12 protein-coding genes and 2 pseudogenes are annotated in these 15665 nt (G+C 63.3%); 10 read left to right on the forward strand and 4 right to left on the reverse strand.

Annotated features, from left to right (window positions below; translation table 11 throughout):
• Window positions 1-70: 70 nt before the first annotated feature.
• The 3 genes and pseudogenes from QNO18_RS13350 (at window position 71) to QNO18_RS13360 (ending at window position 2346) form a co-directional block, all read left to right on the forward strand.
• Window positions 71-826, forward strand: a pseudogene (locus QNO18_RS13350) (kinase).
• Window positions 826-1577, forward strand: a pseudogene (locus QNO18_RS13355) (pseudouridine-5'-phosphate glycosidase). Before QNO18_RS13350 ends, QNO18_RS13355 begins: the two co-directional pseudogenes overlap by 1 nt.
• Before the next feature lie 76 nt (window positions 1578-1653).
• Window positions 1654-2346 carry a DUF502 domain-containing protein gene (locus tag QNO18_RS13360; protein WP_283178055.1) on the forward strand — a complete coding sequence of 231 codons (693 nt, stop codon included), beginning with the start codon at window positions 1654-1656 and terminating at the stop codon, window positions 2344-2346.
• 16 nt (window positions 2347-2362) lie between these two features.
• Here the strand turns inward: QNO18_RS13360 and QNO18_RS13365 are convergent, their stop codons facing one another.
• Window positions 2363-3379 carry a patatin-like phospholipase family protein gene (locus QNO18_RS13365; protein WP_283178056.1) on the reverse strand — a complete coding sequence of 339 codons (1017 nt, stop codon included), beginning with the start codon at window positions 3377-3379 and terminating at the stop codon, window positions 2363-2365.
• A gap of 126 nt (window positions 3380-3505) precedes the next feature.
• On the reverse strand, window positions 3506-4279 hold the full coding sequence (locus QNO18_RS13370) for a 3-hydroxybutyrate dehydrogenase (protein WP_283178057.1): 774 nt from the start codon (window positions 4277-4279) through the stop codon (window positions 3506-3508).
• 441 nt (window positions 4280-4720) lie between these two features.
• Here QNO18_RS13370 and QNO18_RS13375 point away from each other — a divergent pair, with 441 nt between their 5' ends.
• The 6 genes from QNO18_RS13375 to QNO18_RS13395 all read left to right on the forward strand — a co-directional run bounded on the left by QNO18_RS13375 (window position 4721) and on the right by QNO18_RS13395 (window position 10345).
• The gene (locus QNO18_RS13375; RefSeq protein ID WP_283178803.1) at window positions 4721-6439 is read left to right on the forward strand and encodes an extracellular solute-binding protein; all 1719 of its coding nucleotides are present in this window, start codon (window positions 4721-4723) and stop codon (window positions 6437-6439) included.
• A gap of 79 nt (window positions 6440-6518) precedes the next feature.
• Window positions 6519-6635 carry an entericidin EcnA/B family protein gene (locus QNO18_RS13380; RefSeq protein ID WP_092897888.1) on the forward strand — a complete coding sequence of 39 codons (117 nt, stop codon included), beginning with the start codon at window positions 6519-6521 and terminating at the stop codon, window positions 6633-6635.
• A gap of 242 nt (window positions 6636-6877) precedes the next feature.
• Window positions 6878-7318, forward strand: coding sequence for an AMP-binding protein (locus QNO18_RS25680; protein WP_349293861.1), 441 nt, complete (start codon window positions 6878-6880; stop codon window positions 7316-7318).
• Between the two features lie 110 nt (window positions 7319-7428).
• A complete protein-coding gene (locus tag QNO18_RS13385) occupies window positions 7429-8481 on the forward strand; it encodes a fatty acid--CoA ligase family protein (RefSeq protein WP_349293862.1) in 1053 nt (350 codons plus the stop codon).
• Window positions 8456-9109 carry a DsbA family oxidoreductase gene (locus QNO18_RS13390; RefSeq protein ID WP_283178058.1) on the forward strand — a complete coding sequence of 218 codons (654 nt, stop codon included), beginning with the start codon at window positions 8456-8458 and terminating at the stop codon, window positions 9107-9109. The genes QNO18_RS13385 and QNO18_RS13390 overlap by 26 nt, the downstream gene beginning before the upstream one ends.
• A gap of 3 nt (window positions 9110-9112) precedes the next feature.
• Window positions 9113-10345: a multidrug effflux MFS transporter gene (locus tag QNO18_RS13395; protein ID WP_283178059.1), complete on the forward strand. Its 1233-nt coding sequence runs from the start codon at window positions 9113-9115 to the stop codon at window positions 10343-10345.
• Window positions 10346-10419: 74 nt separating this feature from the next.
• Here the strand turns inward: QNO18_RS13395 and mfd are convergent, their stop codons facing one another.
• Window positions 10420-13881 (reverse strand): transcription-repair coupling factor, encoded by a 3462-nt coding sequence (gene mfd, locus QNO18_RS13400; protein WP_283178060.1) that lies wholly within the window; start codon window positions 13879-13881, stop codon window positions 10420-10422.
• A gap of 26 nt (window positions 13882-13907) precedes the next feature.
• Complete coding sequence (locus tag QNO18_RS13405) at window positions 13908-14432, reverse strand: component of SufBCD complex (protein ID WP_283178061.1); 525 nt, start codon at window positions 14430-14432, stop codon at window positions 13908-13910.
• Between the two features lie 174 nt (window positions 14433-14606).
• Between QNO18_RS13405 and hemB the strand changes: the two genes are divergently transcribed.
• Entirely contained in the window at window positions 14607-15605 is a 999-nt protein-coding gene (hemB, locus tag QNO18_RS13410; protein ID WP_283178062.1) for a porphobilinogen synthase, read from the forward strand.
• Window positions 15606-15665 lie beyond the last annotated feature (60 nt).

Below are 15665 nucleotides of genomic sequence, written 5' to 3' on the forward strand. Positions count from 1 at the left end.
CCCACGCAGGCGATGCCCCCTCAGACAGCACAGGCCGGCCTGGCTCTGAAACCTGCACAACAAGCGGACCGTGACAGATGTATCGCGGAGTCTCTGCACAGGCCCGGTCCTGTGGGACATTATCGGGCGCAGCCAGGCGATGATGCAGCGGGGCTCGGATAGCCTGGTCATATCACCCGTCTGCCGACCGCCATCGCGCTAAACATCGCGACGGGTCTCGCGCGATTTGGCCTCGGCCCCGGGACGCTGCCGCTGCTCGGCCGCGACGCCGTGGGTCATGACCTGATCCGTGCCTGGTTTCGGCACCGGGTTCGCGCTGCGATCAGCGGATGCGATCAGAGGAATTGCCGACCTACCGCTATCTGGCGGTCGAAGGCGCGAACGGGCTGATCGCGCCGGACGGCGAACTGATCTAAGCGCTGCTCGCGGGAATCGCCGTTTCACAGCTGTTTCGCGCGGCCGATCTCATGATCGTGCCGGCAAGCCCCGGCGAGGCCGGCAGACTGCGCCCGTTCCTCGCCCATCCCGGCGCGACGCCATATCTCAATTTCTAAGAGGCCGGACTCCTGGCAGGTGGCGCTTTTGAGAACGCGGCGCTATGCGGGCTCTGGTCACCGATGGCGGCCGCCCGGCGGCCGAGGCCTGCCGTTTGAGACCCAGCGATTCCGGCTGCCCGCCGCAGATCCTTGTGACCCGGGTGATCCCCGCCAGTGACACTTTCATGGCTGCCCATATCGCAAACGAACTGCGCGCGCGGCCCCGCGAGGCGGCTTTGCACGCCGCCCTCCTGGCCGCCTCCACCTGTGTTTCCGAAGATATCAACTGATGCCTCAAATCCTGCGGACCTTCTCGCGCGAGGTAGCCCTGTCCCGCAAAAAGGGTATGCCCATGGTTGCCCTGCAATCGACCATCCTCACCCATGGCATGCGCTGGCCGGAAAATGTCGGAATTGCCGCCAGGGTCGGGGCTGAAATCCGCGCCGCCGGAGCCGTGCCCGCGACCATGGCGGTGCTACAGGTCCGCATCCATATCGGGCTGTCCGATTCAGAGCTGAACACCCCAGGCCAGTTCATCGATCTGGCGAAGCTTTCGCGTGCCGATCTTGCGGCCTGCCTGGTCCGGGGCGGCAATGGCGCGACGACGGTGGCGGCGACGATGATCTGCACACGGCCTGCGGGAATCACCGCTTTCGCGACCGGCGGCATCGGCGGCGTGCATCGTGGCGCCGAGACCTCGTTCGATTTCTCTGCCGATCTCCAGGAGCTCCCCCAGACCCCGGTAAAGGTGGTGGCGGGGCGCTCATGCGCGCGGTGCGCGGCATTCCCGGTGGCCAGCTGGCTGTCAACCCTATCCCCCAGGGACAGGAGACGCCGCTGACCGAAATCATGCCCCATGTCGAGGCCACGCTGGTCGAGGTCGCGGCGGGTCACATCAAAGCAAAACAGGTGATGCCCTGCCCTCTCGAGCGGATCTGTGAGCTGACCGGCGACCACGGACTGGCCGCGAACATCGCACTGGTGCTGAACAATGCCCGGTTCGCCGCCCGGATCGCGACGGGTTCGGTAAAACATGCCTGATCTCTATGGATTTTCCCTGATCGCCCATTGCGCGGGGGGCATCCCCCCCCTAGATTAGCGCTATCAGGGAGTTAGTATGTCCGATCCGATCCTGCCCGTTCCGCCCCAAAAGCGCGGCTTCTTCGCAAGCCTGAGGGCCAGCTTTCTCACCGGCCTCGTCGTCGTCTTGCCGGTCGGGCTGACGCTCTACCTCGTCTGGGCGGTGATCGGCTGGATCGACGGCTGGATCCTGCCGTTGATCCCGGCCTATTGGCAGCCCGATGCGGTGCTTTTGCGCTATCTCGGGCCGGAATATGAATTCCCGGTGCGCGGTGTCGGTGTGCTGGTGTTCCTGATTTTCACCATCCTCGTCGGCTGGATCGCCAAGGGGCTGATCGGGCGTTCGATCATCCGCAAGGCCGAGACGATGGTCGACCGGATGCCGGTGGTACGATCTGTTTACGGTGCGATCAAACAGGTGGCAGAAACCTTCTTCAACAAGAAGGAAACCAGTTTCGACAAGGCCTGCCTGGTCGAGTTTCCCCGCCCCGGCTCCTGGGCGCTTGGTTTCATCTCAACGCGCCCGAAAGGCGAGATCGCGGAACGCCTCGCCACGCTCGGCGGCGAGATGTCGGCGGTGTTTGTCGGGCTGACGCCCTTCACCAGCGGCATGCTGATCTTTGTTCCGACGCGCGAGCTGGTGATCCTTGATGAGACCGGCGTCGATGATGCGGCCAAGCTGATCGTCTCGGGCGGGCTGGTCTATCCGACCCCGAAAGAGCCGGCCTGATCACGGTAAAGCAGTCTCAGCCGAAAAGAGCCGCCAGGTCCACGGAAGATTCGCGCCCGATCTTATCCGCACACTTGCTCACAAACCCCTCGGCAGAGGCGCGGCCAGCTTCGAACAACCGTTCAATCAGCGCAGCGGAGGGCTGCAGTTTTGAACTTGCCGAAAGCTCATTCATCAGCAGATCGTCAAGAACCATATGGAGGCGCAGATCCTTCATCTGGTCCGGCTGGACCCGTCCCTCGGCAATCAGCCGTCTGACAAAAGCAATCGAGCGCAGTTCTGACAGAAGCGTCGCATTGAAGCTGATCTCATTGATCCGGTTCTGGATCTCGAGCGGCGTCTCGGGCAGATCCTCGCGCCGCAGCGGGTTGACATGCACGATCAGAATATCGTCGGGCAGCGCCCGGTCATAAAGCGGCCAGAGCGAGGGATTGCCGGCGAAACCGCCATCCCAATAGGCCTCGCCACCGATCTCGACCGCCTGGAAAACCGAGGGCAGGCAGGCCGAGGCCATCAGCGCCTCGGGCGTAATCTCGTCGCCCCGGAAGACGCGGGCCTTGCCGGTACGGACATTGGTGGCGCCGATGAAAAGCGCGGGGCCGGCATTGGCACAGACATGGCTGAAATCGAGATCACGGATGACCGGCTCTAACGGATTGCGCCAGGCGGCGCCCCAGGAATAGGGGCTGTAGATCTGTGCCGCCATTCCCTGCGGGCTGACGGGCATCAGCGCCTCGGTCACATCCTGGACCATGCGCATCATCGGCAGGAAGGGCTGAAACAAGGGCAGCAAAATACGAAAGTCACCGATATCAGCGATATCGTCCCAGAGCCGGCGCAGCCGCTTGCGCGCCGCCTCGCGGCCGCCCGCAACCAGACCGGCCTTCAGGGCCGCGCCATTCAGCGCCCCCGCAGAGGTGCCGCTGATGGCGGCGAACTCCAAGTCCCGCTCCTCGAGAAGCCGGTCAAGAACCCCCCAGGTATAGGCGCCATGCGCGCCTCCCCCCTGCAATGCAAGGCTGATGGCCGTCATAGATCTACCTCTTTTGCTGCCCTGACGTCCCGCCGCCGCGTCAGCGCCGTTTCCTGCACAGGAAACGGTCCGGATCCTGTGCAGGATCCGGGGCGCGCGCGCCCCGCGTCGTGCTGTCGTAACCTCCTAAAGCGCGGTCCAGCCTCCGTCGACAGAGATCGTCGTCCCGGTCACCTGGGACGCATAATCCGAGCACAACCAGACCACGGTGCCGCCGATCTGTTCGGTGGTGACGAACTGACGCGAGGGCTGGCGGTCGAGCATTACCTCACGGATCACGGTGTCGCGATCCATATTGTGAACCTTCATCTGATCGGGGATCTGCGCCTCGACCAGCGGTGTCAGCACATAGCCCGGGCAGACCGCGTTACAGGTGATTCCCTGGCCCGCCGTCTCCAGCCCGACGGTCTTTGTCATGCCCACCACCCCGTGTTTCGCAGTGACATAGGCCGATTTGAACGGGCTCGCCGTCAGCCCATGCGCCGAAGCGATATTGACCACCCTGCCCCAGCCCTTTGCCCGCATCCCCGGCAGCGCCACTGCCGTGGTATGGAAGGCCGAGTTCATGTTGATCGCGATGATCCGGTCCCAGGTCTCGACCGGAAACTCATCGATCGGGGCCACATGCTGGATGCCCGCATTGTTGATGAGGATGTCGCACCCGCCGGCCTCTTCCACCAGCGCCCGCGCCTGCGCGCCCGAGGAAAGATCGGCCTGGATATAGCGCGCCTTCACGCCGAATCTTTTGGTGAAACTCTTCGCGAGATCGTGATCCTCCGCGCGATCGGTAAAGCTGTTGAGGATAATTTCGGCCCCCGCCTTCGCAAGTTCCTCAGCGATTCCGAGACCGATTCCCGAATTCGAACCGGTGATCACCGCGCGTTTTTCCCTCAGATCCATGACCCGATACTCCATGCTGCACCTGCAAGGAACTCTAGCGTCTGAACCCGGGAATTCCAGCAAGGATTGGTAAATCTATGGTGTTCTCAGGCTGCCTGCTCTTGCATCACATATGGCCTTTGGGCCAAAAAAAACGCCGGCGCTAGGCCGGCGTTAAGTCGTTGAGGCAGGTTTCATACAGGCAAGAAACCTATCGAGCAGTGAGTCTTATATAGTCCTCTCTGCGCCGATGGCCAAGCTAAAAGTTTGAAAACCCTGGCCCCTCGGCTTAGGGTCACGCCAATACACCATGACGGCCCAGGGATTGTTTCCACTATGTCGACCGAATCTCCCCTGCGACCGATGCGCCGCAACCCGGCTCTTATGGGGGCTCTTGCAGGCCTGGTTCTGGCGGCTTTGCTGCCGCACCCTGCAGTTGCAGAACCAAAGCATGGCATAGCTATGTATGGAGAGCCCGGGCTCCCCCCGGATTTTGTGTCACTCCCCCAGGTCAACGCCGATGCGCCCAAGGGCGGCGCGATCACCATTGCGCTTCCTGGCACCTTTGACAGCCTCAATCCTTTCATCACTTCGGGCCAGCCGGTGGTCAGCGTCTCTCCCCTGGTGACCGAGACGCTGCTGGGTCGAAATTACGACGAACGCTTCTCGCTTTACGGGCTGCTGGCCGAATCGGTTGAGACGGATGCGGCACGGACATACGCAGAATTTACCCTTCGTGAGGCGGCCCGATTCTCTGACGGATCGCCGGTGACCCCTGAAGATGTGCTCTGGTCTTTCGAGACGCTCGGGACCGATGGCGCGCCGCGTTATCACACGGCCTGGAAAAAGATTGCCAAAGCCGAACAGACCGGCCCGCGCAAGGTGCGGTTCACCTTCACCACCGAAGACCGTGAATTACCGCTGATCCTTGGCCTGCGCCCGATCCTGAAAAAGGCCAGCTGGGACGGGCGCGATTTTACCGCGACCAGCTTTGATCCCCCGCTTGGCTCCGGCCCCTATCTTGTCGAAAAAGTCGAACGCGGCACCAGCGTCATCTATCGCCGCAATCCCGACTGGTGGGGCAAGGATCTGCCCTTCAACCGGGGTCAGTGGAACTTTGATGAGATCCGCTATGAGTATTTCGCCAATCCCCAGGCGATTTTCGAGGCGTTCAAATCCGGCTTCATCACCAGTTTCCGCGAGACCAACCCGTCGAAATGGGCGACCGCCTATGACTTTCCGGCGCGGCTTGCGGGCGATGTGGTGAAATCGGAAATCCCGCATCACCGGCCCTCGGGAATCGAAGGCTTCGTGTTCAATACCCGCAACCCGCTGTTTCAGGACTGGCGGGTGCGCGAGGCGCTGATCCAGGCCTTCCATTTCGAATTCGTCAATCAGGTGATCAATGGCGGTGTGCAGCCCCGGATCGAAAGCTATTTCTCGAACTCGCCACTCGGCATGATCCCCGGCACACCGGCCGTGGGGCTGGAACGCGCGTTGCTGGAGCCTTTTGCCGACAGCCTCATCCCCGGCACGCTGGAAGGGTATCGGCTGCCCTTTGCCAGTGATGAGCGCGATTACCGCCGCAAACTCAGGGGTTCGGCGCGGCTCATGGAAGAGGCCGGCTGGCTGGTCGATGACCGGGGCGTGCTGCGCGATGCCGGGGGCACGCCGTTCCGGTTTGAGATCCTTCTGAGCGTCGGCCAGGACGAGCTGATCGCGGTGGCCTCGATCTGGGTCGAGGCGCTGAAACAGCTGGGCGTCGAGGCGCGGGTCTCGATCATCGACGCCGCCCAGATGCGCGAGCGCACCAAGGATTACAATTTCGAGGTCACCCATTACATCCGCTCGCTCTCGCTTTCGCCGGGGAATGAGCTGGTGCTCTATTGGGGTTCGGGCGGCGTCACGACCCCGGGCAGCGGCAACTGGATGGGGATGAACTCGCCCGCCGCCGACGCGATGATCGCGGCCCTGTTGCGCGCCGACAATCCGGAGGACTTTCAGGCCGCCGTCCGGGCGCTGGACCGGATCATGACGGCCGGGCGCTATGTGATGCCGATCTGGTATTCCGACCGCGCCCGCATCGCGCATCGCAAAGAGCTGCGCTATCCGGCAAAAATCCCACTCTATGGCGACTGGAACGGGTTCCAGCCGGATACATGGTGGTATCAGGCCGATTGAGTGGCTATATTCTCGTGCAGAAAATCGGGTTCGGGACCGCGCAGATGGTCCGGCCTTTGGGCAGAAAGGCAGTAAGATCATGAAAAAACTTCTTCTTCTTGGTGCGCTTGTCGCAGGGCTTGCAGGCTGCAACACGGTTGCGGGCGTGGGCGACGATGTCTCGGGCGGCGCGCGCACCGTGCAGGGCTGGTTCTGAGGCGCTTTCGGTCAAGGCCTTCCGGCTCTGACCTGAACGCATCTGCGACGACTGCGCCCTTTGGGAGAGCGGTTTTTTGACTTTCCCGAAGCCACGGTGACCATCCCCTTCATGCGCTGTCAGACTGCGTACCGACCACAGGGCTGTGGCATGACGTCGGGGCTGAATTCCTTGCGGGGACGCTAAGTCCCCATGCCTGTGACAACCCGCTCCCTGGCTTGTGCCGGGCCGGGCTGCGGATTATGCCGGACGCAGCCGCCCTGCCCCTGCATCCCGCGCCCGGAGGCCGTCGCAATGATGGACTTTACCGACCCCAGCCGTTTCAACCTCGCCGGACATGTGCTGCGCGCCGGGCGGCGACGCCCGACAAGGTTGCGCTGGCGGTTCTGAGCCTGACGGGGGCGACTCGCTGGAGCTATGCGCGGCTGATCGCCTCGGTCCGGGGGCTTGCGGGCTGGATGCTCGATGCAGGGCTGCGGCCCGGCGACCGGCTGCTCCTGCGACTGGGGAATACGCCGGATTACCCGCTTTGCTATCTTGGTGCGATGGCGGCAGGGATCGTGCCCGTCGCGACCTCGCCCCTTCTGACCGGGCCTGAAATCACCCGCATGGCCGCGCAGGTCAGCCCGAAAGCGGTGATCGCCGGTGAAGGCATCGCCTGCCCCGAGGGCTGCGCCGCCTGACCCCGCGGCCCGCGCCCGAGACCCTGCCCCCCGCCGACTGGCATCACGGCCCGGCCGGGCGCGAGGCTTATATCGTTTTCACCTCCGGCACCTCAGGCACGCCGCTGGCGGTGCGGCACGCCCATCGCGCCATTCTCGGCCGCCAGCCGATGCATGACGGCTGGGAGGGACTTCAGCAAGAGGACCGGCTTTTGCATTCGGGCGCTTTCAACTGGACCTATACGATGGGAACCGGTCTGATGGACCCTTGGACGGTCGGGGCGACCGCGCTGATTGCCGCGCCCGATATCGCGCCGGAACAGCTCGCCCTGGTGCTCAGACGCCATGATGCGACGATCTTCGCCTCGGTGCCCGCGATCTTCCGCCGTCTGCTGCGGGGGCCGCTGCCCGCGCTCCCGCGCCTGCGCCACGCGCTTTGCGCCGGTGAGGCACTGCCCCCCGCTTTGCGCAGCGACTGGCAGGCGAAGACCGGAACCGACATCCATGAAGCCCTCGGGATGAGCGAGATCTCGACCTTTCTCTCCGGGAGCCCCGCCCGCCCCGCCCCCCCGGGAAGCTGCGGCTTTCCCCAGCCCGGCCGCCGCATCGCGGTGCTTGATGAGGCCGGCCAGCAGGTCGCCCCGGGCGAAACCGGCCATCTGGCCATAGCAACCGATGATCCGGGGCTCATGCTGTCTTATGAGGGATCCGCTGCCCCCTCGGGACCCTGGTTCACCACCGGCGATCTTGTCGCAACCGACGCGGGCGGCGCCTTCCATTACCAGGGCCGCGCTGACGAGATGATGAATGCGGGCGGCATCCGCGTCAGCCCGCGCGAAGTCGAAATCGCATTGGCAGGCCTCCCCGGGATCACCGAACTGGCCGTGGCTGAAATCGAGCCGCCAGGCGCCACCCCGGACAGCGGCACCCGCATCATTGCGTGTTTTTACGCAGGCGAGGCTGTGTCTGATCGCACCGCAAATGGCTTTGCAGCTGCGCGCCTCGCGCGCTATAAGTGCCCGCGCGCCTGGATACCGCTCTCAACCCTCGGGCTGACGGAATTGCCGCGTGGTCCGACCGGCAAAGTGCTCCGCCGCCGTCTCGTGGCCTTGTATATGGAGACGGGTTGTCATCCCCCCCGAGCCGGAAAGCCTCACAATGACCATCGACGCAACCCGGCCTGACGTCAGGCTGGACATCTTTATCGACCCCGTCTGCCCCTGGTGCCATATCGGGATGCAGAACCTCGAACGTGCGCTTGCCGCCGCGCCAGGGCATCCGTTCCGCCTGCAATGGCATCCGTTCCGGCTGAATCCCGACATCCCCGCCGAAGGTGTCGACAAGCGCAGCTATCTCGCCGCCCGCTTCGGGGGCGAGGAGAAAGTCAGTGAGGTCAATGAACGTCTGCGCCAGGTGGCCCGTGACGCCGGCGGCGAAATCGACCCTGACCGTCCGTCCCGCATTCCCAATACGCTTGACGCGCATCGGCTGATCGACTGGGCCGGGATCGAAGGCGTGCAGCATGAGGTTGTCACCCTCATCCTCCAGGCCTATTGGGACGAGGGCCGTGACATCGGGGATGCCGAAGTGCTGGCCGATATCGCCGCCAGTGCCGGCATGAACCGCGAGGCGACGCTGCGGCTTTTGCAGTCGGATGCCGATAAATCAGAGCTGATTGCCCGAGAGACCGAGGCCCGCCGCAAAGGTGTGAACGCGGTGCCCACCTTCCTCGTCGCACAGCAATATGTCGTAAACGGAGCACAACCCCCTGAATTCTGGGGGAATGTGATCCAGGAAATAACAAAGACCTGAAATATGAAAACTCCGAACAGCCCGCATGCGCCGGGCCCCAATCACGCGAAACCGGCGCTGAGCCAGCCCGAATTCATCGCGCTGATTGCCATGCTTTTCGCGACCATCGCGCTTTCCATCGACGCGATGCTGCCCGCGATCACCGATATCGGCAAACTCCTTTCCCCTGAGGCGCCCAATCGCGCCATGCTGATCATCGGCGCCTTCTTCCTCGGAATGGGGCTCGGCACCTTTGTCTCCGGCCCCCTCTCTGATGCCTGGGGCCGCAAACCGGTGATGATGATCGGCGGCGCGGTCTATTGCGTGGCCTCGCTGGTCTGCTACTTCGCAGGTTCACTCGAAATGCTGATCGTGGCCCGCGTGGTTCAGGGCATCGGCGCCGCGGGCCCGCGCACGGTCTCACTTGCTATGGTGCGCGACATGTATAGCGGCCGCGAAATGGCCCGGATCATGTCCTTTGCGATGATGATCTTCATGGTCGCCCCGGCCATTGCCCCGCTGATGGGTCAGGCGGTGATCCATCTTGCCGACTGGCACGCAATCTTCCTTGTCTTCGTGGTTTTTTCGCTGACCAGCCTCGTCTGGCTTGGCCTGCGCCAGCCCGAGACCCTGCCGAAAGCGGACCGTATCCCGCTGAACATTCCGCGCCTTATCGCCTCGGCAAAGGACATGTTCTCGCATCGCATCGTGATCGTGACGATCCTGATCCAGGCGCTGGTGATGGCAGTGCTGATTTCGCTGCTTTCCTCGATCTCGCCGGTGTTCGAGCAGCATTTCACCCGGGGCGACGAGTTCCCGCTCTGGTTCGCGCTGGCCGCAATCTTCTCGGCAGCCGGATCGCTGGCCAATGCGCGGCTCGTGATGACGGTGGGCATGCGCCGCGTCGTTACACTCACCTTCCTGGCGGTGCTGGTGATCTCTGCGCTGGTGCTGGCATCGCTTCTCTGGCTCGCCCTGCCGCCGACAGCGGAATTTGCCCTTTTCATGATCTGGATCATCAGCCTCTTTTGCATGATGAGCCTGACCATGGGCAATCTCAACGCCCTTGCGATGGAGCCGGTGGGCCATATCGCAGGCTTCGCCGCCTCGATCATGGCGGGGGTCTCGACCGTCCTGTCGGTGGTCATCTCGCTGCCGGTCACCCAGAGCTTTTCCGGCAGCCATCTGCCGCTGGTGGCGGGTTCGGTGGTTTTCCTCGGCCTCGCGCTGGCTCTGATGCGGCTGGCGAAACGCTGATCCTGTGCAGGGGTCAGGCATTTCCACCCGGTCAAATACTTCCACCGGAAATACGTAAATCGAAAGGCGCGCGGTTACTTACCGCGCGCCTTTTCTGCTAGATCACGGGCAATGGCGAAAGCCCCCCGGATCCGCTCGGCCTCGGTCTTCATCTCGCCCAGCAGCACGATCTTATTGCCCTGCACTTTCGCAGCCGGCCCCTGGGCTTTCAGGAAATCCACCAGCCCCGCCGGATTGGCAAATCGGTCATTCTGGAAGGTCAGCGTCGCGCCTTTTGGCCCGGCATCCAGCCGGTTTATCCCCGCCTTTTTCGCCATCGCCTTGATGCGCACGATCAGCATCAGCGTATTGACCTCTTTCGGGATCGCGCCAAACCGGTCGATCAGCTCGGCGGCAAAGCCCTCCAGTTCGACCTTGGAACTCAGCCCCGACAGCCGGCGATACAGCCCCAGCCGGATATCGAGATCGGGAATATACGTCTCCGGGATCATCACCGGCACATTGAGGTTCAGCTGCGGTGACCAGTCATCCGAGACATCCGCCAGCCCGTCGATCTCGCCCGATTTCAGCTTGGCAATCGTCTCTTCCAGCATATGCTGGTAAAGTTCATAGCCCACCTCGCGGATATGGCCCGACTGTTCCTCGCCAAGCAGATTGCCGGCCCCGCGCAGATCGAGATCGTGGCTGGCCAGATTGAACCCTGCGCCAAGGCTGTCAAAACTCGCCAGCAATTTCAGGCGCTTTTGCGCCTGCGGTGTCAGGATCATCCGGGGCCGCGTTGTGAGGTAACAATAGGCACGGGTCTTGGACCTGCCCACCCGTCCCCGGATCTGATACAGCTGGCTTAGCCCGAACATATCGGCGCGGTGCACGATCATCGTATTCGCGGTCGGGATATCCAGACCGGATTCGACGATGGTCGTCGCCACCAGCACATCGAACCGCCCGTCATAGAACTGGTTCATCCGCTCATCGAGATCGCCCGCCGCCAGCTGGCCATGCGCGATGACATAAGACACTTCCGGCACATGTGCCTTGAGGAATTCCTCTATCTCGGGAATGTCGGAAACACGCGGCACCACGAAGAACGATTGCCCGCCGCGATAGCGTTCGCGCAGCAGTGCCTCGCGCAGCGTCACCGTGTCGAATTCAGAGACATAGGTGCGGATCGCCAGGCGGTCCACCGGCGGCGTTGCGATGATCGACAGATCGCGCACGCCCGTCAGCGACAGTTGCAGCGTGCGCGGGATCGGCGTCGCCGTCAGCGTCAGCACATGCACCTCGGAGCGCATCTCTTTCAGGCGTTCCTTATGCGACACGCCGAAATGCTGTTCTTCGTCGATGATCAAGAGGCCAAGGTTCTTCAGCGACACGCCCTTGGCCAGCAGCGCATGGGTGCCGACGACGATATCGACGCCGCCCTCGGCGAGGCCCTTCCTGGTCTCTGCCGCCTCTTTCGCGCCGACAAAGCGCGACAGGGGCCGCACATTCAGCGGAAAGCCCCGGAACCGTTCAGCAAAACTGCGGTAATGCTGGCGCGCGAGCAAAGTGGTCGGGCAGATCACGGCGACCTGCATCCCCGCCATCGCCGCCACAAAGGCCGCGCGCATCGCAACCTCGGTCTTGCCAAAGCCCACATCGCCGACGATCAGCCGGTCCATGGGCGAGCCCTTTTCCAGATCCGCCACCACATCGGCAATCGCCGAAAGCTGGTCATCGGTCTCGGGCCAGGGGAAGCGGGCGGCAAAGGCCTCCCATGCCGAATGCGGCGCCTCAAGAATCGGGGCCGAACGCAGCATCCGCTCTGCCGCGACCCGCATCAGCTTGTCGGCGATCTCACGGATGCGTTCCTTGAGTTTCGCCTTCTTCGCCTGCCATGCGCCGCCGCCAAGCCGGTCCAGAAGCCCCTCTTCATGGCCATAACGCGACAGAAGCTCGATGTTCTCGACCGGCAGGTAGAGTTTCGCCTCTTCGGCATATTCGATCATCACCATCGCATGGGGGGCCCCAAGCGCGGTGATGGTCTCGATCCCCAGATAGCGCCCGACGCCATGTTCCACATGCACGACCAGATCGCCCACGGAAAGACTGTCGACCTCGCGCAGGAAATTCTCGGCCTTGCGCTTGCGCGCCGGTTTGCCGACCAGCCGGTCGCCCAGCACATCCTGTTCCGAGATGACGGCAAGGCCTTTGGCGGTGAACCCCGCCTCCAATGCCCAGATCATCTGCGACACATGGCCGCCCACTTTTCCCTGGCCCTTTGCCGGCAGCTGATCCAGATCGCGCAGATCGCGGATCGTTTCGGTCGCGATCTTCTGATCCGACAAAAGCCCCCGCAGACGCTCCATCGCGCCTTCGGACCAGGAAGCCAGCACGACATGACGATCCGCGCGCAAAGCGCGGATGTGATCGGCCAGGGCCTCGAAGAGATTGATGCTTTCCTGCTGGCGTTCGGGGGCGAAAGACCGCCCCGCGCGCGCGCCCGCATCCAGCACGCCCGGCCCCGGGCTTTGCGCCAGAGGCGACAGCCGGATCTCGCGCCGGTCGGCCAGGGCCGCCTTCCAGCCGGCCTCGTCGAGATAGAGCCCCTGCGGCTGCACCGGCTTATAGGGGCTGTCCATCTTTGCCCGGGCCGCCATCGCGTCATTGCGGGCGTCATAAGCATCCTCGACCGCCTCCCAGCGGGCGAGCTGCATCGGGACCACCTGGTCATCCAGCATCACGGTGGCATCGGGAAGGTAGTCGAACACCGTCTCCAGCCGCTCATGGAAAAAGGGCAGCCAATGCTCCATCCCCTGATGTTTGCGCCCCGCGCTGACCGCTTCGTAAAGCGGATCATCCGAGCCTCCGGCGCCGAATTCCACCCGGTAATTCTGCCGGAACCGGCTGATCGCAGCCTCGTCAAGTATCACCTCGGACATCGGCGAGAATTCAACCGATTTCAGCTTTTCCGTGGTGCGCTGACTTGTCGCGTCAAACCGGCGGATGCCGTCAAGCTGATCACCGAAGAAATCCAGCCGCACCGGCCCGCCAACCCCGGGCGGCCAGATATCGACGATACCGCCCCTGAGCGCGTAATCCCCGGTTTCGGACACGGTCGAGACCGGCGTGAACCCCATCCGGGCCAGAAAATCCCTGAGCCGCTTTTCATCGACCCGGTCGCCAAGCCTCGCCTGGAACGAAGACGCCCGGACCACATCGCGTGCCGGAATCCGCTGCGTGGCGGCATTCAGTGTGGTGATCAGGACAAAGGCGCCCGCCATGCCATCGGCCAGCGCCGCCAGCACCGACATGCGGCGCGCGGATGTCTCGGGATTGGGCGAGACCCGGTCATAGGGCAGACAATCCCAGGCCGGGAAGCTCAGGACCGGCACGCCCGGCGCGAAAGCCGCGAGCGCCACCCGCATCGCTTCAGCCCGCTTGTCATCGCGTGCAACAAAAATCACCGGCGCCCCGCGCTCCAGCTCACGCGCAAGCAGGTGCCCGTCATAGCCCTCGGGGGCGCCTCCGAGAATGATCGGCAGACGTGTGGTCATGGCAGGTCAGATAAGCTCATCAGAAGTCAGTGGAAAACGGTATAGGACAGATTGCGCCACATGCCGAACAGCGAGGTGATGAAGATCGCGAACATCCCCAGAACCTGCACCAGGCGGCGCAGGATCATCAGGCGGCGGTTGAGCGCCTCGCCGATATTCTCGCCTGCCTCGATCCTGAGCGCGGTCCAGAGCGACAGCCACCCCACCGGCACCAGCCAGACCGTCAGCAAGAACAGCGCCTGGGCGAATTCAAGCCAGTACCAGAAGGCCAGCATCGCAAGCGTGGTGAAAAAGAAAGCCACGCCGAAGAACAATGGAACAGCAGCGGTACGGGTGACATTCAGCATCCGTCGGCTGTTGATCGCGACCATGGCCTCGACATCCAGCTGCGCCTGGCCGCCGATACGGCGCCCGCGCGTGATCAGATCATAGGGCACGCCCAGAACCCAGTGACTGGCCGAAGACCACAGCACCGCCAGGACAATCCAGTACCACAGGTTAGAGAAGGATCGCAGATCGATCACTTCAGAGAGAATGCCGTAAAGCTCCAAGCGCGAAGAATCCTTCGTCTGTCCGATGCCGATCCCGACGGGTCTCGCTTGAAGACCCGCCCCATTCCATGGCAGGCAAGGGCACGGGCCGCAAGCCCCCAGGACAAGAGACACAAAGCAAGGCAGCCTGTCCGGCATGATCTGTGACCGTGCCGCCATCCTGCAGGATCCGATATGCACCCGATTCAGGCCGATTTCCCCGCCACCCGCCACCGCCGCATCCGCCGGACGCCAGCGCTTCGGGCGCTGACGCGTGAGCATGAGCTTTCCGTGAATGACCTGATCTGGCCGGTCTTCATCCGCGAAGGGAGTGGCGTCGAAGAGCCGATCCATTCGCTGACCGGGGTGAACCGGCTGTCGCTGGACCGGCTGCTTATGCGCGCCGAAGAGGCCGCAAAGCTCGGGATCCCCGCGATCTGCCTCTTTCCCTATACCGATGCGGCGCTGCGCACCGAGACCTGTGAAGAGGCGTGGAACCCAGAAAACCTCACCAATCGCGCGATCCGGGCGCTGAAACGCGAGATCCCGGATCTGGCGGTGATGACCGATATCGCGCTTGATCCCTATAATGCCAACGGGCATGACGGGTTTGTCGTGAAAGGCGAGATCCTCAATGACGAGACGGTCGCGGCGCTGGTGAAAATGGCGCTGGCCCAGGCCGAGGCGGGTGCGGATATCCTTGGACCGTCTGATATGATGGATGGCCGGATCGGCGCGATCCGCACCGGTCTCGAGGCCGCAGGCCACCGGAATGTCTCGATCATGTCCTATGCCGCGAAATATGCGAGCGGTTTTTACGGCCCCTTCCGCGATGCGGTGGGCGCATCCGGGCGGCTGGTCGGCGACAAAAAGACCTATCAGATGGACCCGGCCAATGGCGATGAGGCGATCCGTCTGGTGGCGCGCGACCTCGCCGAGGGTGCCGATATGGTGATGGTAAAGCCCGGAATGCCCTATCTCGACATCTGCCACCGGGTGAAACAGGCATTTGGGGCGCCGACCTTCGCCTATCAGGTCTCGGGGGAATATGCGATGATCCGGGCGGCGGCGCTGAATGGCTGGATCGATGGCGAAAAGGTGATGCTGGAAAGCCTTATGGCGTTCCGGCGCGCCGGCTGTGATGGCGTGCTGACCTATTTCGCCCCCGAGGCCGCCCGGCTTTTGCGCGGCTGACCGCCGGCCCGCGCAGGATCGGCGGGAAATGCCGCCGATCCTGCGGAGAATTGCGCATAA

The organism is Gemmobacter sp. 24YEA27 (assembly GCF_030052995.1).
In the GTDB taxonomy this organism is placed as follows: Bacteria; Pseudomonadota; Alphaproteobacteria; order Rhodobacterales; family Rhodobacteraceae; genus Pseudogemmobacter.

Excerpts from the sequence above, each read along its gene's own strand:
- QNO18_RS13360 (WP_283178055.1), top strand. The coding sequence starts at position 1,654 with ATGTCCGATCCGATCCTGCCCGTTCCGCCCCAAAAGCGCGGCTTCTTC.
- QNO18_RS13365 (WP_283178056.1), bottom strand. The coding sequence starts at position 3,379 with ATGACGGCCATCAGCCTTGCATTGCAGGGGGGAGGCGCGCATGGCGCC.
- QNO18_RS13370 (WP_283178057.1), bottom strand. The coding sequence starts at position 4,279 with ATGGATCTGAGGGAAAAACGCGCGGTGATCACCGGTTCGAATTCGGGA.
- QNO18_RS13375 (WP_283178803.1), top strand. The coding sequence starts at position 4,721 with ATGTATGGAGAGCCCGGGCTCCCCCCGGATTTTGTGTCACTCCCCCAG.
- QNO18_RS13380 (WP_092897888.1), top strand. The coding sequence starts at position 6,519 with ATGAAAAAACTTCTTCTTCTTGGTGCGCTTGTCGCAGGGCTTGCAGGC.
- QNO18_RS25680 (WP_349293861.1), top strand. The coding sequence starts at position 6,878 with ATGCCGGACGCAGCCGCCCTGCCCCTGCATCCCGCGCCCGGAGGCCGT.
- QNO18_RS13390 (WP_283178058.1), top strand. The coding sequence starts at position 8,456 with ATGACCATCGACGCAACCCGGCCTGACGTCAGGCTGGACATCTTTATC.
- QNO18_RS13395 (WP_283178059.1), top strand. The coding sequence starts at position 9,113 with ATGAAAACTCCGAACAGCCCGCATGCGCCGGGCCCCAATCACGCGAAA.
- mfd (WP_283178060.1), bottom strand. The coding sequence starts at position 13,881 with ATGACCACACGTCTGCCGATCATTCTCGGAGGCGCCCCCGAGGGCTAT.
- hemB (WP_283178062.1), top strand. The coding sequence starts at position 14,607 with ATGCACCCGATTCAGGCCGATTTCCCCGCCACCCGCCACCGCCGCATC.